The organism is Vogesella sp., from assembly GCF_046297735.1.
Classification (GTDB): domain Bacteria; phylum Pseudomonadota; class Gammaproteobacteria; order Burkholderiales; family Chromobacteriaceae; genus Vogesella; species Vogesella urethralis.
Genome location: NZ_JBKBHK010000011.1, coordinates 83648 through 107980, shown reverse-complemented (window position 1 = coordinate 107980; position 24333 = coordinate 83648). Strand labels below are relative to the sequence as shown.

Annotated in this window: 21 protein-coding genes and 2 tRNA genes; 1 reads left to right on the top strand and 22 read right to left on the bottom strand. The window is 50.5% G+C overall.

Annotated elements, in window-relative coordinates:
• Positions 1-251 precede the first annotated feature (251 nt).
• The 22 genes from ACK4FZ_RS13545 to hppD form a co-directional block, all read right to left on the bottom strand.
• The gene (locus ACK4FZ_RS13545) at positions 252-1439 is read right to left on the bottom strand and encodes a glycosyltransferase family 4 protein (RefSeq protein WP_409821709.1); all 1188 of its coding nucleotides are present in this window, start codon (positions 1437-1439) and stop codon (positions 252-254) included.
• Positions 1440-1520: 81 nt separating this feature from the next.
• Positions 1521-2315 carry an AglZ/HisF2 family acetamidino modification protein gene (locus ACK4FZ_RS13540; RefSeq protein WP_409821708.1) on the bottom strand — a complete coding sequence of 265 codons (795 nt, stop codon included), beginning with the start codon at positions 2313-2315 and terminating at the stop codon, positions 1521-1523.
• Positions 2316-2318: 3 nt separating this feature from the next.
• Positions 2319-2936, bottom strand: coding sequence for an imidazole glycerol phosphate synthase subunit HisH (hisH, locus tag ACK4FZ_RS13535; RefSeq protein ID WP_409821706.1), 618 nt, complete (start codon positions 2934-2936; stop codon positions 2319-2321).
• Complete coding sequence (locus ACK4FZ_RS13530; protein WP_409821705.1) at positions 2933-4069, bottom strand: N-acetyl sugar amidotransferase; 1137 nt, start codon at positions 4067-4069, stop codon at positions 2933-2935. Before ACK4FZ_RS13530 ends, hisH begins: the two co-directional genes overlap by 4 nt.
• A 117-nt stretch (positions 4070-4186) precedes the next feature.
• Positions 4187-5452, bottom strand: a complete 1266-nt coding sequence (locus ACK4FZ_RS13525; RefSeq protein WP_409821703.1) for a hypothetical protein — start codon at positions 5450-5452, stop codon at positions 4187-4189.
• 663 nt (positions 5453-6115) lie between these two features.
• The gene (gene wecB, locus ACK4FZ_RS13520) at positions 6116-7252 is read right to left on the bottom strand and encodes a non-hydrolyzing UDP-N-acetylglucosamine 2-epimerase (protein WP_409821701.1); all 1137 of its coding nucleotides are present in this window, start codon (positions 7250-7252) and stop codon (positions 6116-6118) included.
• 2 nt (positions 7253-7254) lie between these two features.
• Positions 7255-8385 (bottom strand): UDP-2-acetamido-2,6-beta-L-arabino-hexul-4-ose reductase, encoded by a 1131-nt coding sequence (wbjC, locus tag ACK4FZ_RS13515; RefSeq protein WP_409821717.1) that lies wholly within the window; start codon positions 8383-8385, stop codon positions 7255-7257.
• A 7-nt stretch (positions 8386-8392) separates the two neighbouring features.
• The gene (locus ACK4FZ_RS13510) at positions 8393-9421 is read right to left on the bottom strand and encodes a polysaccharide biosynthesis protein (RefSeq protein ID WP_409821699.1); all 1029 of its coding nucleotides are present in this window, start codon (positions 9419-9421) and stop codon (positions 8393-8395) included.
• Positions 9421-10548 (bottom strand): glycosyltransferase, encoded by a 1128-nt coding sequence (locus tag ACK4FZ_RS13505; protein ID WP_409821697.1) that lies wholly within the window; start codon positions 10546-10548, stop codon positions 9421-9423. Before ACK4FZ_RS13505 ends, ACK4FZ_RS13510 begins: the two co-directional genes overlap by 1 nt.
• 23 nt (positions 10549-10571) lie before the next feature.
• Positions 10572-11924, bottom strand: coding sequence for a hypothetical protein (locus ACK4FZ_RS13500; RefSeq protein ID WP_409821695.1), 1353 nt, complete (start codon positions 11922-11924; stop codon positions 10572-10574).
• 43 nt (positions 11925-11967) lie between these two features.
• Complete coding sequence (locus ACK4FZ_RS13495; RefSeq protein ID WP_409821693.1) at positions 11968-12858, bottom strand: hypothetical protein; 891 nt, start codon at positions 12856-12858, stop codon at positions 11968-11970.
• Entirely contained in the window at positions 12859-13914 is a 1056-nt protein-coding gene (pseI, locus tag ACK4FZ_RS13490) for a pseudaminic acid synthase (RefSeq protein WP_409821691.1), read from the bottom strand.
• Positions 13907-14551 carry a formyltransferase family protein gene (locus ACK4FZ_RS13485; protein WP_409821689.1) on the bottom strand — a complete coding sequence of 215 codons (645 nt, stop codon included), beginning with the start codon at positions 14549-14551 and terminating at the stop codon, positions 13907-13909. The genes pseI and ACK4FZ_RS13485 overlap by 8 nt, the downstream gene beginning before the upstream one ends.
• On the bottom strand, positions 14529-15602 hold the full coding sequence (pseG, locus tag ACK4FZ_RS13480) for a UDP-2,4-diacetamido-2,4,6-trideoxy-beta-L-altropyranose hydrolase (RefSeq protein WP_409821687.1): 1074 nt from the start codon (positions 15600-15602) through the stop codon (positions 14529-14531). Before pseG ends, ACK4FZ_RS13485 begins: the two co-directional genes overlap by 23 nt.
• A 50-nt stretch (positions 15603-15652) precedes the next feature.
• Positions 15653-16360: a pseudaminic acid cytidylyltransferase gene (gene pseF, locus ACK4FZ_RS13475; RefSeq protein ID WP_409821685.1), complete on the bottom strand. Its 708-nt coding sequence runs from the start codon at positions 16358-16360 to the stop codon at positions 15653-15655.
• Positions 16357-17517 (bottom strand): UDP-4-amino-4,6-dideoxy-N-acetyl-beta-L-altrosamine transaminase, encoded by a 1161-nt coding sequence (pseC, locus tag ACK4FZ_RS13470; RefSeq protein ID WP_409821683.1) that lies wholly within the window; start codon positions 17515-17517, stop codon positions 16357-16359. Before pseC ends, pseF begins: the two co-directional genes overlap by 4 nt.
• 18 nt (positions 17518-17535) lie before the next feature.
• Positions 17536-18801, bottom strand: a complete 1266-nt coding sequence (locus ACK4FZ_RS13465; protein ID WP_409821681.1) for a lipopolysaccharide biosynthesis protein — start codon at positions 18799-18801, stop codon at positions 17536-17538.
• 1190 nt (positions 18802-19991) lie between these two features.
• Positions 19992-20067: transfer RNA gene (locus ACK4FZ_RS13460), tRNA-Phe, on the bottom strand.
• 32 nt (positions 20068-20099) lie between these two features.
• Positions 20100-20175, bottom strand: a tRNA-Phe gene (locus tag ACK4FZ_RS13455).
• A gap of 387 nt (positions 20176-20562) precedes the next feature.
• A complete protein-coding gene (maiA, locus tag ACK4FZ_RS13450; protein ID WP_409821679.1) occupies positions 20563-21222 on the bottom strand; it encodes a maleylacetoacetate isomerase in 660 nt (219 codons plus the stop codon).
• Positions 21215-22198 (bottom strand): fumarylacetoacetate hydrolase family protein, encoded by a 984-nt coding sequence (locus tag ACK4FZ_RS13445; protein ID WP_409821677.1) that lies wholly within the window; start codon positions 22196-22198, stop codon positions 21215-21217. The genes maiA and ACK4FZ_RS13445 overlap by 8 nt, the downstream gene beginning before the upstream one ends.
• A 130-nt stretch (positions 22199-22328) precedes the next feature.
• A complete protein-coding gene (gene hppD, locus ACK4FZ_RS13440) occupies positions 22329-23405 on the bottom strand; it encodes a 4-hydroxyphenylpyruvate dioxygenase (protein WP_144373416.1) in 1077 nt (358 codons plus the stop codon).
• A gap of 353 nt (positions 23406-23758) precedes the next feature.
• On the opposite strand from hppD, the gene ACK4FZ_RS13435 reads away from it, so the two are divergent.
• Positions 23759-24244: an Lrp/AsnC family transcriptional regulator gene (locus tag ACK4FZ_RS13435; protein WP_409821675.1), complete on the top strand. Its 486-nt coding sequence runs from the start codon at positions 23759-23761 to the stop codon at positions 24242-24244.
• The last annotated feature ends 89 nt before the right edge of the window (positions 24245-24333 follow it).

Sequence of the window (24333 nt, the reverse complement as noted above, 5' to 3'; positions counted from 1 at the left end):
TCCATCACCAGCGCGGCTTTGCGCTTGGCGGTCCAGCGTTTGATGTCGTCTTCCATGGTCATACTCATCACATGCTCCTGTGTGAATTATGACCTGTGCAGGTTTTTAGTGGGTCATTACATAATTATCGTCCGCATAGCGGACACATTAGCACTCTTCAAACACAACAATCTCCTAGCCAAAAAAACGCCAGTCAGCGCTAACTGACTGGCATTAGCCCCGAGGGGCGATTTTTTTTATGCCAAAAGATGCTAGCCAAGTGCCGCAACAATCTGCTCGACAGCTTTTTTCACAGCAAACTCACGATCAAAAAGCTTACGACACCGTACTGCCATCTCCGAATCAGATTCCAGCCTCTCCAGCAAACGGCAAGATAACTGATACAACTCGTAAATATTGTTGCTCTCGCACACTTCGCCCACCTGCTCGTTACGAATCATGCCAGCAAGATCATTGCCGGCATTGATATTCGCCAGAACAGGCAATCCGCTTTGCATATAAGTCAGGAACTTACCTGGAATATTGTGCGACTTGTGCAAAGGTGACAGAGCCACCAAGCCTACCGCGCACTGCGAGTAGAGGTCCGGAATTTCGTCAGGGTCGATTTCGTCGTAGAAAAGGACATTGGCCAGCTTCAACTCACCAGCACGAATGCGGAGGCGAGCGGCCTCACTACCACGCCCGATAAATACGAAACCCACATCGGTATTATGCTGATGCAGCAGAGCCAGCTCCAGCATAATGTCCATACCCTGCGCCACGCCCATATTGCCGGCATAAACAAACAGCTTTCTACCTGCTAACAGCGAGTTATCCAGTTTGATGGAGCATGGGTTACTTGCAGGTTTATCTAGCCAATTCTGCAAAACCTCGACCACCTTGCCACGCTGCTGACGTTGATTCTCGAAGTATTTGATATTCCCCGGAGTTTGCACACCGATAATATCGGCCACCGCATACTGGTAACTCGCTATCAGGCGAAACACCCAATAAGGCAAACCTTTGCCCATCAACCCCATGTCTACCGCCCACTCCGGAAAAATATCCCGAATGATCAGATAGCCACGGCAGCGACTTTTGCGCTTCAAGAATTTGGCGAGTGGGCCATGAAAAATGGAAGGCGCATACCAGATAACACCATCCCACTTTTCATCAGCCAGCACAGAACTGGACAATTGCCGGCGCATGGCAAACGGCATGATGAACTCAGCAAGCGTCCGTCTGATATAGCCGATGTCCTTGGTTTTAGGTGCCTGTAAACGCAGGACACGAACTCCTCCCAACTCCTCCGAGAGGGAAGCACCTCTAACATCGGCAGATGGCAGCAGCACTGTCAACTCATGCCCCTGCCGCACAAATTCTCTTGCAAGATCGCGTAGTTGGACCGCGCCAGAATTGCGCAATGGCGGGAAAGTATCAGCAATCAAAACAAATTGCATATCAAATTACCAGTCTCGCTTGAATATCTGCAAATACAAGTTGCAAATACCAAACACACCACCCAAGCTTCATATTAAAAACTAGCACACACCAGTTTTCATTACATCAAGGCACAGCTTTAATTTTTGCTGCTGATCAGGATAGTTTATCAGAACAGCCCTGTACTTTCCTTTAAAAACAAACAAGCTGCCAGCCGCTGCTCCAACAACACCCAGATGACTAATCAATTTACTGACATCATCAAGCGAACCAGCACCACCCAAGAATGTTACAGGTATATTCAAGTTCTTTTTAATCATGCTTGCAAAATCCAGATCGTAACCATTCATCATTCCATCGCGATCTATGGAATTGATAACGACCTCACCCGCTCCCGCATCCTGACATGCTTTCGCCAAAGCAATGGGATCCAGCTTGTGTGTACGCTTCCCGTTATGACTACAAACCTCATAACCTTTGCTGAAAAAGCCTGTTTTCTTCCGCACATCAAGCACGACTACAACAGACTGGCGGCCAACCGCGGCTGCCATTTCAGTCAGTAAACCCGTGTCAGTAATAGCTGCGCTACTTACGGCAACTTTTTCTATGCCCATATCAATGATTCGTACAGCCTGCTGTGCAGTAGTAACACCACCGCCATAACATAAAGGCATACGACACTCTGCGGCGAGTTTGGCAAGCAATGCAAAGTCTGGCTCTACACCCTTAACCGTCGCATCGATATCAAGAACCATCAGCTCATCAGCTTCTTTTTCATTGAAAATACGCACCGCATTGATAGGGTCACCTACATATTTTGGATCTTTGAATAACTGTGTCTTTACAAGCCCACCCTGGTGAAGAAGCAAGCATGGGATGATGCGGGGTCTCAGCATAAATTACAATTCCACAAAGTTTTTCAACAGCTGCTCACCCCAGCGGTGGCTCTTTTCTGGATGGCACTGAACACCATGAATATTCCCTTTAGAAACCACCGCATCAAAATTGATACCATACTCGGCTGTTGCCGATACATCGCCTTTATTTTCCGCATCAAAATAGAAAGAGTGCAAAAAATAAAACTGGGGAACATCGTCAAAGCCCCGAGAAAAAATCTTAGCTCCCGGGACGGCGCTTAAATTATTCCACCCCATATGCGGCATTGGCAAAACAGAGGTAGTCGGATTATTTGCGAAAGCTCTCACTTTTCCAGGTATCCAGCCAAGACCTGGCAGACTCCCTTCATCAGAAGAGTCCGCAAGCATTTGCATGCCAACACATATGCCCATAATGGGCACCTGCTTTTCTAAAACCATTTCTTCAAGCTTACCGCGCAGACCGGAAGCATTAAGCCTAGCCATGGCATGATCAAAATGTCCTACACCAGGAAGAATAAGCCGTGTTGCCTCATCAAGTGAATCTGGCCCATCAGACCTTACTGCATCTATGGCACAACGCTTAAAAAGATTAAGAAATGCCTGAATGTTGCCCACTCCATAGTCTACGATCTTAATCATCTGAAGAACCTTTTTTCCATACCTAACAAGCGCATCAGGTTGGCACCCATATTAATCATCCAGCGCTTGTTCTTGTAGTCTTTATAGGTTTTTTTGGGCAAGTCAAAGACTTCCTGTAACTCATGCACACTAATACCAAGCTTGTGAGCAACATACTCGAATTCTTGCTTCAAAAAGTGCTCATCCATCTCAGGTTGTAAGAGCCGATCAAGCGCAGCATCACGAGTCATTTGGCCAGTCACAATCAAACTGGAAAAATGTGCTCGCCGCTTCTCGTAACCAAAACGACGCGGCAACCAATAGTCTTCGTAGAATCGGGTAAACCTAGACTCATGATGTTTATGCTGGAAACGCTTCCAACCAAAAAGCTTTTCTAGCTCATTCTCCGCATCTGTTTTGAAGAACGGCACGAGATTCAAAGGATGATGCACTTTCATCCCCATGACACGCTGGTAAAGCAACTTGTAAACAAGAATATCTACCAACGGAAAATCGTTGGGTTTACCATCTCCAAAACGTTTCCAAATATCACCGAATAGGGTTTTATCGATACCTAAATACCCGCCCCACTCTTCTGGCTCACGGCAACACTCTGTCGAAAAGTTAGACCCCGTAATAATATGCTTGATATTGTGTTGACGGGCAAATTTATAAAGCCCAGAAAAGAATGCTGCATCTTGGACAAGATCTTGATCAGGAATACCTGAACGAAGAAAAGCAAGTTGCATTCTCTTAACCGACTCCCAATTTACTACTTCCGTGTAAAGATCAAGACCCAGCCCATCTACAAGCTTTTCTATGTTACCTACCGCTTGATCTGTATTCCAGCCTGCATCTACATGGAACAGAAGTGGGCGCAATCCCATTTTTTCTTTTGCTATATATGCTGCGTAAGAGCTATCAAGCCCACCGCTAAGACCGATGATGCAATCAAAATCTTTACCTTTGCCTGCTACACGAATGGCATCTGCCATTTCTTCTAGAGCAGCAGGATTACCCTGGCTAGGATTCCAATTTGTTTTTATATTTTTCTCAAAATTATCACAATAATCACACACCCCATTATCATCAAATATAATGTGAGGATCACTACTATCCATCACACATTGGGTACACACTCGCTTGTTACTCATTACACTCACCTGAACCCACCAGCAGCCTTGGCCACTTTTATAATTCCACGACGCATGCCAAAATTTGGCACACACTATTTAAAATAATTATGTCACTACCACACCACGTCATCACGACTATACCGCGGCGCTATCAACCATCACTTGAATACTGTTGACTACTTGCTTAACTTCTGCATTACTCGCATCTATTGCATGAACTACAGCTGGGATATTATAAAAATCATACTCAGCAACTAAGGTCGAAGGGTATGAAATGATAAAATTTACCGCTGGAAAAAAGCTAGCATCATTGATAACTTCCCAATCGGCATCACGCACTTTTGCACTTTCTTTTGCTGCAGGATGTGGTTTGTAGAAAAAGTTCAGATCATATCTGCCCGCAAGCTCCGCAAGAACTGCCATATGAAAATCTTCGCAAATTGGGTGCCCGACAAATAATATCGATGTTCTATCAGCAGACACTGAAGATAGCAGCATTGAACTGGAAATACGCTTCAGTACTACACACTGACGATCGACCAGGTCAGATATGATATGGTCAAAAAAGATAATTCTCTGATCCAAGTTATACAAATATAACTGCCTGACAAATTTTAATCGGTAGGGCAAACCCACATTACCAGTCAGATCCGCAATAGCACGATAAGTCTCTGCATGCTCTAAGCCATGCTGCACAAGCATAATGCCAGCACCAGAAACGCCAACATCCATTTCCGCACAGTAAAAATCAGCAGCCACTGCCCAGCGATCATGATGCTCAGCAGTGGCAATCAAAGACGGGGACAGTTTTACAAGTGAGAAATTAAAAATTGCCCAATTCGGCAAAATATAGCTTTGCATGCCCAACCTAGTTCCAAGTTGGCTAACAAGCAACGCATGTGCTTTTAAAGAAAAAACGAAAGCTTCAAAAATTTCCGATCGGCTTAATACCGAGGATGCCAATACCGGGGTTGACGACAAGTTTTTCAATGTAGCTGCTGAAAGTGAAACGCCGTCAGGCACGAGCCATATCACTTCTCGTTCAAGCGACGACACCTTCAACTCACGACTCAAAACGATACAACTACGATCACAGATAGCAAGTGCAACCGTTTTCCCAGCCTCAGAAAAGTGCACATCTCTTAATTTGAGAAATACAAAGAAAAATTTAGCAAAAATAAATAAATAAGCAAAAAAGTAGCACCAGAGCACTGAGATGATTGGCGCGAAAATTCTCATCACCGACAATAAAGCAAAATGTCGCTTTGCCCATTTTGAAGGTCGTGGCACTCCCCAAAATGCAGAGAAATTCAAACCCAGAAGTTTATAATAGTACCTATCAAAAACCTGTTGGTTTCTTGCGGAAGAAGCGAACACATCATAAAATTTGGCAAAATTCATTTCAGCCATTCAAAAAAACAAGCCCAGGCCATACATGGCTACAAAGTTAATCAGCACATTTATCCGCCATACCGCATCGTCAAGAAATTCATACCCCGAAGCTGCTCGATCAAAGATAGGTATACCGACAATACAACACGTCAGCTTCCACAGCAGATGGAGCATGAAGTATCAGTTTGTTAGACCAACATCTGGGGCGCACGAAGTGCACAAAATTTATAATAGAAACGGTTATCTATCGTGACAGCACAGACCCGTGCGGGCAGCATCATGCCAAACGCTAGCTTGGCCAGGCTCAACCCACGCTCTCGATACAGCAAGAGGCGGCAACCGCCACCTAGGACTTTGTCATCTAGCTACCATGTGGCGGGCAATGCCAACCACAGACCAGCTTGCAGCTGCCGTATGTTACCTGTGTTTGAGGCACAAACATAATCCGCAAGCAGAATATGCAATTCGATAGTTATAGCACCAAAAAGGCATACGTGCCGTGCCTCATCCACAGGTTGGGAAGTGTGTGTTGATTCGCAAAAATGCCGCTCCCTTCAAGCTAGGAAAGCGGCATTGCCATACGGTACACAGCTTGCAAAACATCAGAACTGTCAGGGGCGGGCAAAATCGACAACGATCAGTGCTTTTGCAAGCGCCTGGCACAGACTAAGGTCAGTACATTTTCCATACAACGCGTTTAACGTAATCGGTATAACTGTGGATGATACGCACAACCTTATCACTGACATTTGGCACACTGTAATCCGCTACCAAACACAAGCTGCGGTCTGCGCCTCGTAGTTGAGTCGCCAGAATGGCCAAACCTTGCCGCACACGATCAACCTCCAGTCCCACCATCATGACGGCAGCTTCTTCCATACCTTCCGGACGCTCATGTGCTTCACGCAGGTTCAAGGCAGGAAAGTTCAGGATTGACGACTCTTCATTGATGGTGCCACTGTCAGACAGCACCGCTTTGGCTTGCAACTGCAAGTTAACATAATCATGAAAGCCCAAGGGTTTCATCAACCGAACCAGCGGATGAAACTGTGCACCCGTCGAATCTACCCGCTTTTGGGTACGAGGGTGCGTTGATACCACGACAGGCAGACTGAAATCTTCTGCAACCGCATTCAGCACAGCTACCAGTTTTGCAAACGACTTGTCAGACTCGATATTTTCTTCGCGATGAGCACTCACCACAAAGTACTGCCCGGCTTGCAACCCCAGACGCGCCAAGGCGTCTGATGCCTTGATCTGCGGCATATAGTGATGGAGCACCTCGAACATCGGGCTGCCTGTCTTGATAACCTGGTCTGGCGGTAGCCCCTCGCGCAACAAATAATCACGCGCTATCGTACTGTAAGTCAGATTGATATCGGCCGTGTGATCAACAATGCGGCGATTGGTTTCCTCTGGCACACGCTGGTCAAAACAGCGGTTACCCGCCTCCATATGGAAAATCGGCACCTTGCGGCGCTTAGCGGGAATGACAGACAAACAGCTATTGGTATCACCCAGCACCAGCATGGCATCGGGTTGCTCGCTAGCCAATACGGCATCAACCGACGTAATAAGATTACCGATAGTGTTGGCCGCACCAGTACTGCCTTCAGCACTATTCAGAAAATAGTCAGGCTTACGCACCCCCAGGTCGTCAAAGAAAACCTGGTTTAATTCATAATCATAGTTCTGACCGGTATGTACCAGTACATGCTCACAATGCGCGTCCAGTGCTGCCAGAACGCGAGAAAGACGAATGATTTCCGGCCGTGTACCTACTACCGACATTACTTTCAATTTTTTCATTTTCAGACCTTGCTAGCGATAGTATCGGGCCGTTGACGATCAAAATTCTCATTCGCCCACAGCATCACCACCATTTCATCTGTACCCACATTAGTAATATCGTGAGCCCAACCGGGTATGGTATCCACCACCACAGGCTTGTCTCCAGAGGTTTCGAGCTCTATCAGCTCCTCAGTCAGCAAGTGGCGAAAGCGAAACAGGGCTTTGCCTTTGATGACAAGAAACTTCTCGGTTTTGGTATGGTGGTAGTGGCCGCCACGCGTCACCCCGGGGTGAGCGGTAAAGTAGCTGAACTGGCCACAATCAGGTGTCTTCAGCATCTCCACAAACACTCCGCGGGCATCTGCATACTGTGGCACCTCATACGCAAAACCCTCATGCGGCAAATAGCTGACATAGGTGGCATACAGCGCTCGCGTCAGATCGGTTCCAACCCGCTCAGAGAGCAAAGTGGCACGGCAATCGCCAAAGCGGCGAATCTGCTCAGCCAATTCGCCCACTGTAATGCGGTACTCCGGCTGCACCGACCCCAGCACCAAACCGCTAGCCGGCGCATCAAGCGCCGCCAGCATGGTGGAGATCACATCATCCACATACACCAGCCTGACACTCGCCGCCGGGTCGTTGATTTGCACAGGCAAGCCGCGCGCAATGTTATGGCAAAAAGTGGCTACTACCGAATTGTAATCCGGCCGGCACCACTTACCGAACACCCCAGGCAAACGGTACACCACGCAAGGGTTTCCCGTGGTATCTGCCAAATGCTGTACCGCTTGCTCTGCGGCCAACTTGCTACGCCCATACGGGTTGTCACGCTCGGCCTGAGACGACGACGCCAGCAATAGTGGCACCTGACGCCCGCCAGCCTGTATGTGCCTGGTAATGGCATGGCACAGCGCCTGCGTCAGGCCCGCATTCACCCGCTCAAACGCCCCCTCGTCGCTGGGGCGGTTTTCACCCGCCAAGTGAATGACCGCATCGGCCTGGGCCACCAACGCCGGCAAGCGCGCCTCATCATCGCCACGCACAAACGTCAGCACCGAGTAGGCAGGTAGCTCCCCCAGGCGCACGACGAGGTTTTTGCCAATAAAACCATTGGCACCAGTAATCAACACATGTCGGGCAGGCTGCATCACCTTGTTACTCCTCCGCCTCTACCACCTCGCCACGCAGCGTCGCCTGCATAAAGCCCAGCTTCATCAACAAGGCCTGCATGCCAGGCACATCCAGCTGCGTGGTATTGTGAGAATTGTAATCGCTTGCTGCAGAGATCTTCAGCTCACCCTGCTCCACATACTTGCCGTAGTTCAGGTCGCGCAGGTCTGGCGGCACGCAAAAGTAGCCACCCAAATCTTGAGCCGCCACCATTTCTTCACGGCTAAGCAAGGCCTCGTACAGCTTCTCGCCATGACGGGTACCAATCACCCGCACCTCATGCTGCGGCTTCTCCATCAAACCTGTCAGCGCCTTGGCCAGTACCTCGATAGTTGCCGCTGGCGCCTTCTGCACAAAAATCTCGCCCGGTTTGCCATGTTCAAAGGCATACAGCACCAAGTCCACCGCATCATCCAGCGTCATCATGAAACGTGTCATCGCCGGGTCGGTAATCGTAATGGCCTGGTCGGCACGGATCTGATTAACAAACAGCGGAATGACCGAACCACGCGAACACATTACATTGCCGTAGCGAGTCACATTGATCACGGTGTGATTACTACTGCGCGACTTGGCTACCGCCACTTTCTCCATCATCGCCTTGCTGATACCCATCGCGTTGATCGGATAAACCGCCTTGTCAGTGCTCAGCACCACCACACGCTGTACACCGCAGTTGATAGCCGCCTCCAGCACGTTTTCGGTACCCAGCACATTGGTTTTCACTGCCTCAAGCGGGTGAAACTCGCAAGACGGTACCTGCTTCAGCGCCGCAGCATGGTAGATGAAATCCACGCCGCGTACCGCGTTCAGCACCGATTGGTAATCGCGCACATCCCCGATATAAAACTTGATCTTTGGGTTGTTGTACTTTTTACGCATGTCATCCTGTTTCTTTTCATCGCGGCTCAGGATGCGGATTTCCTTCAGATCGGAATCCAGAAAGCGGCGCAGCACGGCATTACCAAAAGAGCCGGTACCACCGGTAATAAGCAAAATCTTGTTTGTAAACATCAGGTTTCCTTCAATTCAACGTGTTTGTTGCTGGCTGCCTGCATCAGCAGCGACAGGTACTGTTCTGCCCGCTGCTTGGGGCTAGAGAAGTGCAACGCATGCTCGCGTGCAGCCGCCATCGCACCCGGTTTGGGGCCACCGGCCAAAAACACCTGTGCAATAGCCTGTGCGGCAGATGCCGCAGAAAGCGGGTCAAAGTAATACGCGTGCTGCTGGCACACATCGCGGTTAAACGGCCGGTCGCCGGCAAACAGCGGTTTTTCCAGCGCCATCGCCTCCAGCGGAGTAGCCGAAAAACACTCCAGCAAGCTGGGAAACAACACGGCATCCATCTGCTGGTAGAAAGACGGGCATTGCGCCACGAACAACGGGCCAACATTAATCACCTTGCGACGAAACGCCTCGTCGCAATGCGCCCACTCCTGCGGTGTAAAGGTTACGTAAATGCTGGCACGAATACCGTAGCGCTGCTGCAGTTCGTCGATAACTGCGGGGAAAATACGGGTATTTTTGTGCGCGTAATTACGCCCGACAAAACCCAGCTTGATGTCGGCGTCACTATCGGGCACAGCTACCGGCTGCCAGCTTGCAGGCTGACTGTACAGCGACGCCAGACAGTTGCGCACCACGCTGATGGAAGCAGGTTTGCCAATACCCTGCCGCAGCAAACCATCACGGACATGATCCAGCTCCACCACCAGGTGATCGGCGCGACGGAAAAAAGCGGCTTGTACCTTAAAGCGCAAACGGCTCAGCCAACGCTCGCGCCAGCCCATACCCACATCTATCTCGTGGCCAGGTTGAATGATCCAGTACTGCGCAAAACCAGTGATATTAACACCTGCAAGGTTCCACACATACAAAGGCCCGAACACCGTAAAAACCGCACCAAAAGCCTGAAAACGGTGGCGCAACGGCGAACGCAACAAGCGGATGCCATGGCTATTAACAACCTCATAGGCTGGCAAGGCGCTCAAATCGTAACCCAGCTGACGCAAATTCTTGTCCACGGCAGCAGACGCCCAGATCACCAGCGAAGGCGGCAGCGCGCTCATCCGCGTCAACTCACCAATCAGCGATGTGGCTACTTGAACCCCACCGCCGACATGGAGGTTCGATGCATTCAATAGCACGCTATCCTCAGTATTTCTCATGCTCTTTTGCATAATTGTTTTACAGTAATCGCTGAAACCAAGCCTGCCGCAATAAATGCAGTAGATGAGAGCAAATCACCACGCAACATAAAAAACAAAGCACCGATAAGATAAAAATAGACTGCTAATGAAAAACTAGCGCCACGTTCGACCAATACCGATCTTACAAAATTTCTATCCAATCTCGAGAGAGCATATCCTAAAAACAAGGAGAAAACAAAAACACCAAGCAGGCCAAAGTTAACATAGCCTTCGGCAAGAAAAGGCATAGATATATTATTAAAAGAATACCCCAATTGATTTGCCATTTCATACCCACTACCTACTGGCTTGTCACTCCAAAAAACACGAGGCACGAAAAATAGCAACGCCCCCACAAGTTGATATCCGTGAGTTACGAATTTACTCTCATAAGCACTAGCAAAGTTTTCATACGCATCAAAGTGGGCCGCATAGAAAAACTCTGGCGATGGCATAAAACTCAAATTAGACCATCCTGAAAAGTACCTAAACTGATCCAAAAAAGGGAAAAAAAACAAAACCGAGAAAATTAAAAGTACAGAAAAAACAGATGATCTCCGCAGAGCTGGAATGAGAACAAGAAAAACTGGTATATACGCGAATGCAACAAGATACCTAGCCACACCCGTAGGAAATACTGAAAAGAACATAATCAAAAATAAATAGATCTTTAAAAATCGTGAGAATGACCCTGCAGTGATCGCATACAAAAAACAAAAAACCGGCAGCAACCGAGAAGTCATTCCCAAAATCAATGAAAGAGCAGATGACTCTACTACCACAGCCCTAGCCTCATCTACCAACCCGCGAAACATGAGCTGGATTATGGAAAAATCATTCAGATATAACAAAACAAAAAAACTAACAGATGAAATCGCAACTAGCAAAAGCCTTTTGGGATGACGAGGAGACTCCTCTAATCTGGGAAAACAAAATCCCACTGTCCGCGAAAATCCAAAAATGTACGAGACCAAAACCAAAAAACCAGAAAATGAGATGACAGCATTCAAGAAAAAATATGTCCATCCATCTACAGGTCGAGGGCGCCATATATAAACCCCTGCCGAATAATGCAGCCACGGCACCAAGCACAAGAATAGCAACGAAAACAGATAATACACAGAAATAAGACTTACGGCAGGCAACTTTTCTTGCAAAAAACAAATAATAAATATATTAATCAACATTGAAACAAGAAAAGAAACACCTACAGCATCATACTTCAAATCAAAAGAAAGCAGAAACATACAAGATGCGAAAGGTAGCCAAGAAAACCTAAAGAGAGTCTTCAGCACTTTCTTTAGATTTGATAAATTAGCATTTTCCATTAAGCCACCATGCGGAACACAAAAATTCCCAAAAAAAGCAAAATTACTTAAAATCAGACAATGGCAGAAATTCAATTGCCTTATCATCTAAATATCTTTGAGCACTAGAATTAACATGATAAACACGAACAACATTAAAGAGCTTCAAAGCACAAACCACAATCAACTCAAACGGAACGCCACCCCTTAGAACATATAAGCTAGGAAGATATATTTCATCTTTGGAGTGAGGGTGCGGCTTTACAAAAAACAAACTATCCGACGCAACAATACTCGAAATGAAGTCTTTATCAAGATGCCAGCCGCTCAGATAAAAATTACAAACACGGCTTTTACTAGGCACATCAGGCAATCCTGGATAATCAAAAACCTCACACAGAACCGAATAATTCCTTCGAACAGACAGCAGTAGTGGTTCTAAAATTTTCCTTACTTTGTGCTTATTATTTGGAAACTTCAACATGTATTCTTCATCATCATATACGAAGATGCTACTAACTACTGCACTACCACCAAAGAATGTTCCAACACCAAGTGCAGATAGCATACGTTGTTTCAGACCCTGATAAAGATCATCGCGATATGTGCCAACGCCTTCTTCGTAGACATGAATCATCAAGCTAGGCTTGGCTATTTTTTGCTGTAGCAGCAGAAGGTAGTTTTTTACACCTATATCACTATCAATAAAAAAGTGATCAAAGGCTTTCTGCTTGACATACTGAAAAGCCTGATTTCTGTGCTTGAAAAAGACCGGCTGCTGTAAGTCTGCAAACGCACTTAACAGCCGATCTGCTACCGAGCTAGCACCACAGAAGGCATCCAGGATGATGAATACAGGCTTTTCATCCCAAATACCTTGTCTGACGATGCATAGCGAAATCATCAGCTGCAACGGTTTGCTGATCAGAAATGCAGCTTTACCTTGGTAGTGCACCTACATGCCTTCCACAATATCAGTGGTCACCGGGCTATTCATGGCAACGTCACCACAGATGCGCTTACCCAAAATGGCATCCAGGTGCTTTGGCGCCAAACCAAAACCAGGCCGTACGCTGCGCACGCAGTCTGCGGTAATGATGTCGCCGGCTTTCATATCCTTGACGAAGTACAGTGAACGGCGAAACTTCACATTACCTTGCTCACTGGATTTTCGGCCATAGTCCACCCGGCCCAGTGCCGACCAGACGGTTTTGCTGTCGCGGCAAAGTGCTGCCATTTCTGCCGGCTCCAGCGAGAAGCTGTCGTCTGGGCCGCCACCGTTACGGTTGAGGGTGAAGTGCTTTTCGATGATGGCCGCCCCCATGGCTACGCTGGCAATGGCGGTGGTGTTATCCAGCGTGTGGTCGGACAAGCCGGTAACCAGGCCGTAGCGGTTGATCATGTCGGGGATGGTGCGCAGGTTGTAGTCTTCCGCCGGTGCCGGGTAGCCGCTGACACAGTGCAGAACGGCCAGTTGCTGGCAGCCACCGCTGCGTGCAGCATCGATGGCTTCCTGGATTTCTTCGGCGTCGGCCATGCCGGTGGAAATGATCATCGGCTTGCCGGTGCTGGCAACGTACTTGATCAAGGGCAGGTCTACTGCTTCGAAAGACGCAATCTTGTACGCCGGGGCGTTGAGGTCTTCCAGCAGGTCTACCGCGGTATGGTCGAACGGGGAGCTGAAAATGGTAATGCCAAGCTGGCGGGCATGCTCGAACAGCGGCTTGTGCCAGCTCCAGGGCGTATGTGCCCATTCATACAGGTCATAAAGCGTTCTGCCGGCCCATAAGCCATCATTGATCTGGAAGTCTGGCAAGTCTGACTGTAGTGTGATGGTGTCTGGACGATAGGTTTGAATTTTTATAGCGTCAGCACCAGCACGTTTGGCTTCTTCAATAATACGAAAGGCAGCGTTGATATCACCATTATGGTTGGCAGACATCTCGGCAATGATATAAGGAGAAAAATCTGTGCCAATTTCGCGTCCGGCGATAGTTATGCATTTAGTCATCGTACTTCTCCAAGATCAATTTGTACTTTTTTCCATGCAGCTCGAAAAAGGCAGGAAAACGATTCGGGTCGCACACCCGTACCACATCGAACTGACTGGCTAGCGATTTATGCGGATCAATCTCACTATCGGCTGGCGTTCTTAACCGATAATAATTTGACTTAACCGACAAGTCTTGCTCCACGGGTTCCACGGTATGAAATTCATCAACCGCATAATTCATTAATTGAATTTCAGCCTCAAATAGGCTGGCATTTATTTCATGCCATAAGGCATGCTTGGGCACTGGAAAACTCATTTTTTTCCATATTCTGCCGGTATCTACTTTATCATTGGCTTCCAATAAGCTGAGCGTAACCTCTTCCGCACCTTCTATAATATTCCAGATATGCGGACTCCAGCCTCTGCCACGTGGCAAATCACTGGCATGTAAAACCAGCGTGGATTGGTACGCGGCACGGTCTGTGGCATCTACTATTTCTGCGCAGGAAATCAGGAATAGAATATCGCCACCTGACAAGTCTTTCTTCCTGCGAACCAATTCGATCTGATGCAATGACCGCTTTTGCTCAACCCATTTTTCCAGATACGAGTTGACAGGATGATTTTTATCACTACACAGTACACTGATTTTCATGATTATCTGACAGTAAATAATTAAGTACGCGCAGCACACCTAAACCATCCGTAACAGCAGCAGCCCTGACACTCATTTCAGCTAGCGCATCCAAATTACCGAACAACGAAACAGTTGCGAGATCTTGGAGGTCAGTCAAAAGAATTAAATCTGCTGCACCAGATGTAGAAAGATTATTTGCAATAGTGAGTTGATTTTCTGCCAGGGTGACCATCACAGTTGGCAAAGCCAAACAACATCTCTCCCATGATGTGGCACCGGCCGCACCAATGGCCAGGTCGCTTTCTGCCATCAACTGCGCCATATTACTGACGCCTGCCAGTACCTGCGTGGGCCACGGCATGGTGCGGGCCTGTTCGGCTACCTGCTGCCGCCACGGCGCGGTGGGGCCCATTACCACGGTAATCTGACAGTCTGGCGGTAGCGCTGTGTGGCGCAGTGCTTGCAATACTTGCCCGGTGGCGTTGTCTTTGTCTACGCCGCCCATGTTAAGCAGCAGTCTGCGCATGGCCGGCGTGGCTCTGCGCTGCAGGCTGTACTGCCTTAACGCTGCAAACTCGGGGCGCAATAAGGCGTAATGTGCCCCGGCCAGCACCTGGCAATCAGCAGGTACCAGGGGGCGGTAGTCTTCTGCTTGCCGGCCGTATGTCTGGTCCAGCAGCAGGTGGCACAGATGCTGACGGTCTGCCAGATCATCAATCACCATCAGGCGGTGGTAATAGGGTGCCAGTGCTTGTTGCCAGCGCGCATCGATACCGTAATGGTCCACTATCAGCCAGTCGGCACGTTGCTGTGACAGTAGCATCGCGCAGGCTTCTGCATCCTGGGCTTGGGTGGCCCCCAGCCAGTGAGCATGTACCGGCTCTGGCTGGCAGGCTGGCTCAGCGCCTGGCAATGACACGGTGTTGTCTTGTGCAACTACTGGCAGTTCATGTACCAGGTAACCTTTGGCACGAATGAATGCAATAAGGTTACCTTCGTGAGCCCGGCAGATGAAACGGCAATCAGCACCGTTGGCCGCAAGTGCGTCAGCCAGGGTGAGGCAGCGCATGATGTGGCCGCTGCCTATCTGCAAGGAGGCATCTGCACGAAAGCATACTCTCATGGCTCGGCCTGCTCTGTTTGTACCTGCATGGCCTTGAACAACCACTCGGCACGCTGCCAGTCTTCCAAGGTGTCGATGTCTTGAACACGGTGGCGAGGTAGTAATACCGGTGTGGCTTGCGGTGAAAAAAGCGGGGTACCGGCCAGCCAGGCGTTAGCTTTGCCCCAGTAGAACTGCCCGGCATCATGAAATGCTTCTTCCAGATCTTGCGACCGGGTATTGAAGTGTTGCGGTGCGAACATTTCTACGCGCTGCTGCTGGGTAATGCGTATGGCGCGCTGTATGGGGAACGGGAAGCTGGTAACTGCGAAAGCGTAATCGGCACCGGTTTGCTGTAGCTGCTCCATGCCACGGCGCAGGTCTTCCGCCCTGACGAATGGGGCGGTGGCATACAGACAGCAGGCTAAATCGACAGGGCCTTGGTGTTGGTTGATCCATTCAATAGCATGGGCAATCACCGGAATGGTGCCAGTATGGTCATCAGACAACTCAGTAGGCCGCATAAACGGCACTTCAGCACCGTACTGGCTAGCTAGCGTGGCAATTTCATCGTCATCGGTAGATACGATAATTTTGTCAAAGCACGCTGAGTGACGGGCAGCCTCTATCGACCACGCAATCATCGGCTTGCCACAGAAAGGCTTGATATTCTTGCGGGGAATACGCTTGCTGCCACCGCGTGCCGGTATCACCGCTAATTTCACAGGCCGATTGCCTCTTTGATGCATGCCACAACAAAATCCTGCTCTTGCTGTGTCAAGGTGGGGTGCATAGGGATGCTGATAGCTTCGCGGTAGTACTGCTCGGCTTCGGGGTAATCTCCCTGTTTGAAACCCATAGCCTGGTAATAAGGCTGGGTGTGCACCGGAATGTAGTGCAAGTTGACCATGATGTCTTTGGCACGCAGGGCCTCAAATACCTGCAGGTGGCTGACTGCGACTTTATCTAGCTGCAGGCGAATAACATAAAGGTGATAAGCACTGTAGCTGTCTTCATGTTGCCATGGCAGGGTAATCGGCAAGCCTGCCAGTAGTTGGTTATAGCGCTCTGCTATCTCGTGGCGACGCTTTACATACTCGGTCAGACGTGACATCTGGCTTACACCCAACGCGGCTTGCATGTCTGTCATACGATAGTTGAAACCTAACGCTACCTGCTGATAATACCAGGGGCCGTCTGATGGTTTTGTCATTAGCTCAGGATCGCGGGTGATGCCATGGCTGCGCAGAAGGCCAAGCTGCGTGGCAATCACGGCATCGTTGGTAAGTGCCATACCACCTTCAGCCGTTGTAATGATCTTTACTGGATGAAAGCTGAATACTGTTATATCACTGTATCGGCCGTTACCGATTGGCTCACCCTTGTAGCGACCACCAATAGCATGCGACGCATCTTCAATTATCTTGAAACCATATTTTTGGCCTAGTGCATGAATAGCTGCCATGTCGCATGGTTGGCCGCTTAGATGTACTGGCACAATAATTTTAGGCAGCTTGCCGCTCTTTTCTGCCGCAATCAATTTTTCTTCCAGTTTGATTGGGCAGAGATTATACGTAAGCGGATCAATATCGACGAAATCGACTTGTGCGCCACAGTACAATGCACAATTTGCAGATGCCACAAAAGTATTAGGTGTGGTCCAGAGCTGATCACCAGGGCCCAGACCAAGTGCCATACATGCTATATGGAGTGCCGATGTCGCACTGTTGACAGCAACTGCGTATTTGGCACCAGTAAAATCTAGCACGCTTTGTTCAAAGGCGGGAATGGCAGGCCCTTGTGTAAGATTGACCGATTTTAAAACGCTTATCACAGCGTCAATATCAGCCTGATTAATGTCTTGTTGACCGTAGCGGATCATGAATGCTCCCGTGTTAAATCATCGTGGGCAATTTTTACTGACTGCCTGGTGTTGCAACAGTCGAAAATAAGAAACGGCCTTCCAGAGCAGAATGCATGCAAAGGCAGCATTGAGACCCAAGAATACTGCCTGATAGCCAAGCCACTGGCTGAATGTTGCGGTTACCAAAACGAACACTAGCAAAGCGGCTATATGGCTCTGGATAATTGGCTTATCAACATCGCAGGCATACAAGGCATAGTGCGGCACCATACCAACTGCATTAAGCACCATAGCCAGAAGCAGCCATGGATACCAATGCGCTGCTTGCAGGTAAAGCGGATTGCCAATCCAAATTAAGAGGTAAGGTAAAACCAGCCAGCTAGTAATGCCAAACATGACTGACAAACCGACCGTCTGCCAAAACAATACTCCAACTTGTTTCCTGGCCTCATCAGGCTTGTCTTCGTGATGAAGCCGTATAAGTGCCGGGTAAGCAAATGCAAAAACTGCTGCATCAAGAAAAGTTAGCAACGTACCCGCTATGCCAAATAGCAAAACATAAGCACCCACCGTTTCTATGCCACCAAGGGCTTCAAGCCAGTAGCGGTCAAATGTCTGCACACCACGCAACGCCAGTGTAGCAATTAAAAAAACAATACTGACGCGTATGCCTTTTTTTATCCAGCGCCAGTCGATTGGCAAGTGCCAGCCACCGGTTTTCAGCTGCCTCAACTTCCATACTCCGGCACCTGCTGCTGCCAAACCTGCAATCGCCCACATCACCATTACTACGTTAAGGTTGCGCGCAGTGGTATCCATATACATAAGCGCAATAATGGCGATGGCCCAGCTTCCTTGGCGTATAAACAATATTACACTGGATGTAAGCTGTTCAGATAGCGTAATGAGTAGCCTAGACATTTCCTGATTAAAGTGTTCAAGCACCAGAATGGGCAAGAACCAAAACACTAGATAGCTCGGCCAATTGTTTTCGGAAAAAAACCACAAGGCAAATGGTATTAGAACAATATAAAGCCAACCCGAAAGTGCCAATTGACCTTTCAGCAGCTGCCCCCGACTATCAGGTGAAACCTTCAATATCTCACGTGAGACATAGGTATAGAAATCCAGCCCTACGAAATACATAGCATAACCGACGGTTGCCGTGAATATTCCGTAATACCCTACCGATGTCGGGTCTAGATATTTTGCCAAAAAGAAAATAAATAAGAAGCGCGTACCTAAGGTAATTGCACGCAGCCCAATATTAACGAGGCGAATTGAGTTAGTCGCCAAAAGCATACCTTCCTCTTAAAACGACAACAGGCACTGCCGGCATCTTAGCGTTAAAAATAAACAGGAAGCACCTAACTATACAAAGGCCGCATATAGCCAATACGATCGGTTTTCGACCATCATCACACTGTTACAATCGGCGGCGGCGCTCACAATGCCCAAACAGCCGACGCCCCTCAAGCCAATACGCTGCCGTCTAGCCTTGTAGCTCAATCTCGACACAGCGAGGAGCGCGCTGCAAGCAGGAAGCCAGCACTGCCACATTCAGAGGCAAGGCGATGGTTGCTGCTGACTCATTGTGCATGGCCAATACCCCCCCCACACATTACGCACTCCATACCGCCGAATAAGCAGTTCACACGAGCACCATCAAACATAACAATGTTGCAACACCATACGATAGACTCTCTTAAAACCAAAACAGAGAAAACGCATGGGTCGCCGCAGACCAAACATTTTACCCCCCAAAACTATTGCTTAGCCAGTCTTCATAAGTTTTTTTCACGCAGGTGACATAGCCAACACTAAGCATGCTCCACCAGGGCTGTGCTCACTGCCACCCCTGCGGCCGATGCAGCAAAAACCACAAAAGGTGAAAATGTTTTATTCTTGGAAAAAAAAACACCACCACACACCAAAAATCACAAAAAACATGAAATATTATTTCAATAAACCATGGATTCTCTACAAAATGGCGTACTACACTTGCAAGACTCTTCCCCTTTAGGGCGCAATGCCACAGTCGGCACGCACTCACGCTCACATGAACCACCCGCCATACTTATCTGCCAGACAGTCATACCAATGCAAGACCTCTTGATGGCAACAGCTGCATGCGGATTTCGATAGCTTGCAACATGAGTTCTGACTACCTGGCAGGTTTTGGCAGCGTCAGCCAAAACTGTATAAGTTATTTAATATGAAATACTATCAATGCGGGTAAAGCTGGCGTCCAGAATGACAGCCTGGCTGCAATTGCAAAAGAAATAATGGCAAGACCCAGCTTGGAAACAGTTCAGAATAGCAATACAAAAGCAAAGCAGTATGTTATGCATGAGCGTGCTCACCTGTACGGTAAAAACCTCCGGCTTTACCGTGCTGTTACGGCAGTATGCAATCCACGCAGTTTTACTTGGAAGAAATGACGTACATAAAGACAAAACCCCCAGCAACTTGGTTGCTGGGGGTTTCTAATTTGGTGGCCAATCGCGGAATCGAACCACGGACACACGGATTTTCAATCCGTTGCTCTACCAACTGAGCTAATTGGCCTGCATCTGACTGGATGAACCGGCAAGGTTTGGTGGTGGCCAATCGCGGAATCGAACCACGGACACACGGATTTTCAATCCGTTGCTCTACCAACTGAGCTAATTGGCCTTCTTGCTCAACGCTGTCGCGCTGCATCAGAGACACGCATTAAAGCAGACGCAGCGTAGCACGTCAAGACATTTATGGAAAAATGCGTAAAAACCCGCAGAGGTCGTGGCAGCAAGGCTGCTGGCAGTGATTTTGTTCTGGTTGCAGACCGCCAGCGATGATTTCGCTTCGACAGCCTTGCACGGCATGAGCCGCTCAGTCTCGGTCTGACGCACCGTCTGTTTTTGCTCGCACAATTCACCAACGTTGCCACGCCAAACAAAAGCCCAACCGTGGAACGATGGCTGGGCTGTTGACTTGGGCGGCGGCTCAGAAAGCGTCAGGCTGCCTTGACGGGTGAGCGTCGGCTCAGAAAGCGTCCGGCTGCCCTGACGGGTGGGCGTCGGCTCAGAAAGCGTCCGGCTGCCCTGACGGGTGGGCGTCGGCAAAGGCCGATATCTCGGCCAGCGTGTCGGCGATGGCGGCCAACCTCGGGTACGGCGCCATGTCTACGTTGAAGCGCTGGGCATTGAACACCTGCGGCAGCAAGCACACATCGGCCAGCGTGATGCTGTCGCCAAAACAGTACGGCCCCGGCTGGGCGGCCAGCAGGCTTTCCAGCGCGGCAAAGCCTTCGCTTACCCAATGGCGGTACCAGCGGTTCCGCCCTGCTTCGTCCTGCCCCAATTCGTCTTTCAGGTAATTGAGAATGCGCAGGTTGTTTACCGGGTGGATGTCGCAAGCAATGGCCTGCGCCACGGCACGTACGCTGGCGCGCAGCACGGGATCGGCAGGCAGCAGCGGGGCAGTGTGCGGGTAGGCGTCGTCCAGGTATTCGCAAATGGCCAGTGACTGGGTCAGCAGCACATCGCCATCTTGCAGTGCCGGCACCAGGCCCTGCGGGTTCAGCGCCAGAAACTCGGCGCTGCGCTGCTCGGCCTTCACCAGGCTCACCGGCGCCTGCCGGTACGCCAGGCCCTTCAAGTTAAGGGCAATGCGCACGCGGTAGGCGGCCGAGGAGCGAAAGTAGCCGTACAGCACGCGGCCAACGTTGGCCGCCTCAGCCATGCTGCACCACGGTTTGCTCGATGGCACCGAAGATGCTGGCGCCGCTGGCATCCTGCATGTCGATACGCACGCTGTCGCCCACTTTCATGAACGGGGTGATGGCGGCGCCGCTATCGATGATCTCGATCATGCGCTGTTCGGCCAGGCAGCAGCTGCCTACGCTGCGATCGCGGTTGGAAATGGTGCCGGAGCCGACGATGGAGCCAGCCACCAACTCGCGGGTTTTCGAAACATGCGCCACCAGCTGCGGGAAGTTGAACTGCATCTCCACCCCGGCGTTGGGCTTGCCATAGAAGGCGCCGTTGTAGTCCACCAGCAACGGCAGGTGCACTTTGCCGTCTTGCCAGGCGTCGCCCAGCTCGTCGGGGGTGACCGCTACCGGCGAGAAGGCGGTAGCCGGCTTGCTCTGGAAGAAGCCGAAGCCCTTGGCCAGCTCGTTGGGGATCAGGTTGCGCAGCGTCACATCGTTTACCAGCATCAGCAGGCGGATGTGCTTGGCGCACTCGGCCGCATCGGCACCCAGCGGTACGTCGCCGGTAATCACGGCCACCTCCCCTTCGAAGTCCAGCCCCCAGCTGGCGTCGCGCAGCGGAATGCCGGCACGCGGCGGCAGGAAGGCATCGGAACCGCCCTGGTACATCAGCGGGTCGGTATAAAAGCTGGCCGGCACTTCGGCACCACGCGCCTTGCGCACCAGCTCCACGTGGTTCAAGTAGGCAGAGCCGTCGGCCCACTGGTAGGCACGTGGCAGCGGGCTATGGCAGCGCGCCTGGTCGAAGGCGAATTCGCCGGCCACCTCGCCCTGGTTCAGCGCGGCGTATACTTCCTGCAGTTTGGGTTCCGCTTGCGCCCAGTTATCCAGCGCAGCTTGCAGGTTGGCCGCAATCTGCGGCACGGCCACGGCACGGCTAAGGTCGCGGCTGACTACCAGCAGCTGGCCGTCTCGGGTCTGGTTCTGATAGGTAGCGAGTTTCATGTGTGTGTCTCGTCTGGCAGTGTCGATATGCGTTGGCCGCAGCATGGGCTGCGGCCAACCTTATATGTAGCAGCAGAGCGTACCGCGGCGCCCGGCGTCCAACCCTGTGCCGCGGTACGGTAGCACGGGCTTAGTCGGCTTTCAGCACGCCGCGACGGATCTGATCTTCCTCGATCGATTCGAACAGCGCGCGGAAATTGCCTTCGCCAAAGCCTTCGTTGCCTTTGCGCTGGATGATCTCGAAGAAGATCGGGCCGATGACGGTTTCGGTAAAGATCTGCAGCAGGATGCCTTCTACCGGTGCGCCGTCGATCAGGATGCTGTTTTTCTGCAAACGGGCCAGGTCTTCCCCGTGGTTAGGCACGCGCTGGTCCACCTTGGCGTAGTAGGTGTCCGGGGTGTCCAGGAAGCGGGTACCGCGCGCCTTCAGCGTTTCCACGGTTTCGTAGATGTTATCGGTGGTCAGCGCAATGTGCTGGATGCCTTCGCCGTTGTACTGCTTCAGGAATTCCTCGATCTGGCTCTTGTCGTCGGACGACTCGTTGATCGGGATGCGGATCTTGCCACACGGGCTGGTCATGGCCTTGGATACCAGGCCGGTGAGCTTGCCTTCGATGTCGAAGTAGCGGATTTCCTTGAAGTTGGCGATGTTCTCGTAGAAGCCGCCCCACTTTTCCATATTGCCACGCACCACGTTGTGGGTGAGGTGGTCGATCACTTTCAGGCCCACACCAGCCGGGTATTGCTCTACGCCTTCCAGCGGCACGAAGTCGATGTCGTAGATGTTTTTGTCCTGGCCGTAACGGTCCACAAAGTACAGCGCGGAACCGCCAATGCCTTCCACGGCCGGGATGTTCAGCTCCATGGCGCCAACCGGGCGGTTGTACGGGGTGGCGCCGTGTGCCAGCGCATACTCGTACGCCTTGGCGGCGTCTTTCACGCGCCAGGCCATGGCGCAGGCAGACGGGCCATGGGCGGAGGCGAACTCGGCCGCCGGCTGGCTGCGCTCGGCGTTCAGGATGAAGTTGATGTCACCCTGGCGGAACAGGCTGACGTTCTTGCTGCGGTGGCGGGCAACTTCAACAAAGCCCAGCGACAGGAACAGCTGTTTGAGTTTCTCGACGCCCTCGGCGTCGGGGGCGGTGTACTCGACAAACTCGAAACCGTCGGTCGCCAACGGGTTCATCAGCTGATGTTCCATTTTCATCAATCTCTCCTCTTGCGGCCTGTCGGCCTGCTTCTCTGTAGATGTGGCACGTTATGCCAGCCAGGCGGCAGCCAGTGACCTGGAGGGAGATGAAAATACAACACATTCTGCGCAGGCCTGCCAAGGCCGGCATGCCGCGAATGCTTTTATTGCATGCAGGCAGTCATTCGACATGAGTGCCTGCGTCTCCTCTTATTAAGTCTGTCTGCGGTGATCTGCTGCCACCGTGTAAAATGTCTGGCTTAGGCGCTTTATTCTAAGTAAACTTGGTGGCAATTTTCTTGCCAAATAGTGCCGAGAAAATAAAAAACATAAAACAAAATTCCAGAGCAAACCCCAAATCAGGAGATAACATGCTTACGGCAAACCTGGACAAGACCGACATCAAAATGTTGGCCGCCCTGCAAGCCAATGGACGTCTGACCAACGTCGAACTGGCAGAAAAAGTTGCCCTCTCCCCGTCCCCGTGCCTGCGCCGGCTGAAACAGCTGGAAGAATCCGGTGTCATCCGCCAATACGTTGCGCTGCTGGACCCGGCCAAACTGGGCCTGGGCCTGCAGGCATTCGTACGCGTATCCCTGGAAAAACGTGGCGGCAGTACCAACCTCAACAGTTTCATGGAAGCGGTGCAGCGCTGGCCCGAGGTGGTGAACTGCTATGCCATGACTGGCGAAATGGACTACCTGCTGCAGGTGTACTTTGAAGACCTGCAACATTTCTCGCGCTTCGTGATGGACGAACTACTGCAACAGCCCGGTGTAGAAGACGTGAAGTCCAGCTTTGTGCTGAAAGAGTTCAAACAGACTACGGCGCTCCCCATCTATCACCTGGGCCAATAAGCCAGATAAAGGGCTGGCGGCCACAGTTGCCGCCCGCCGTCTTGCCGTAGACCAGACCTACCCAAAGGCAGCCAAGGCTGCCTTTTTTG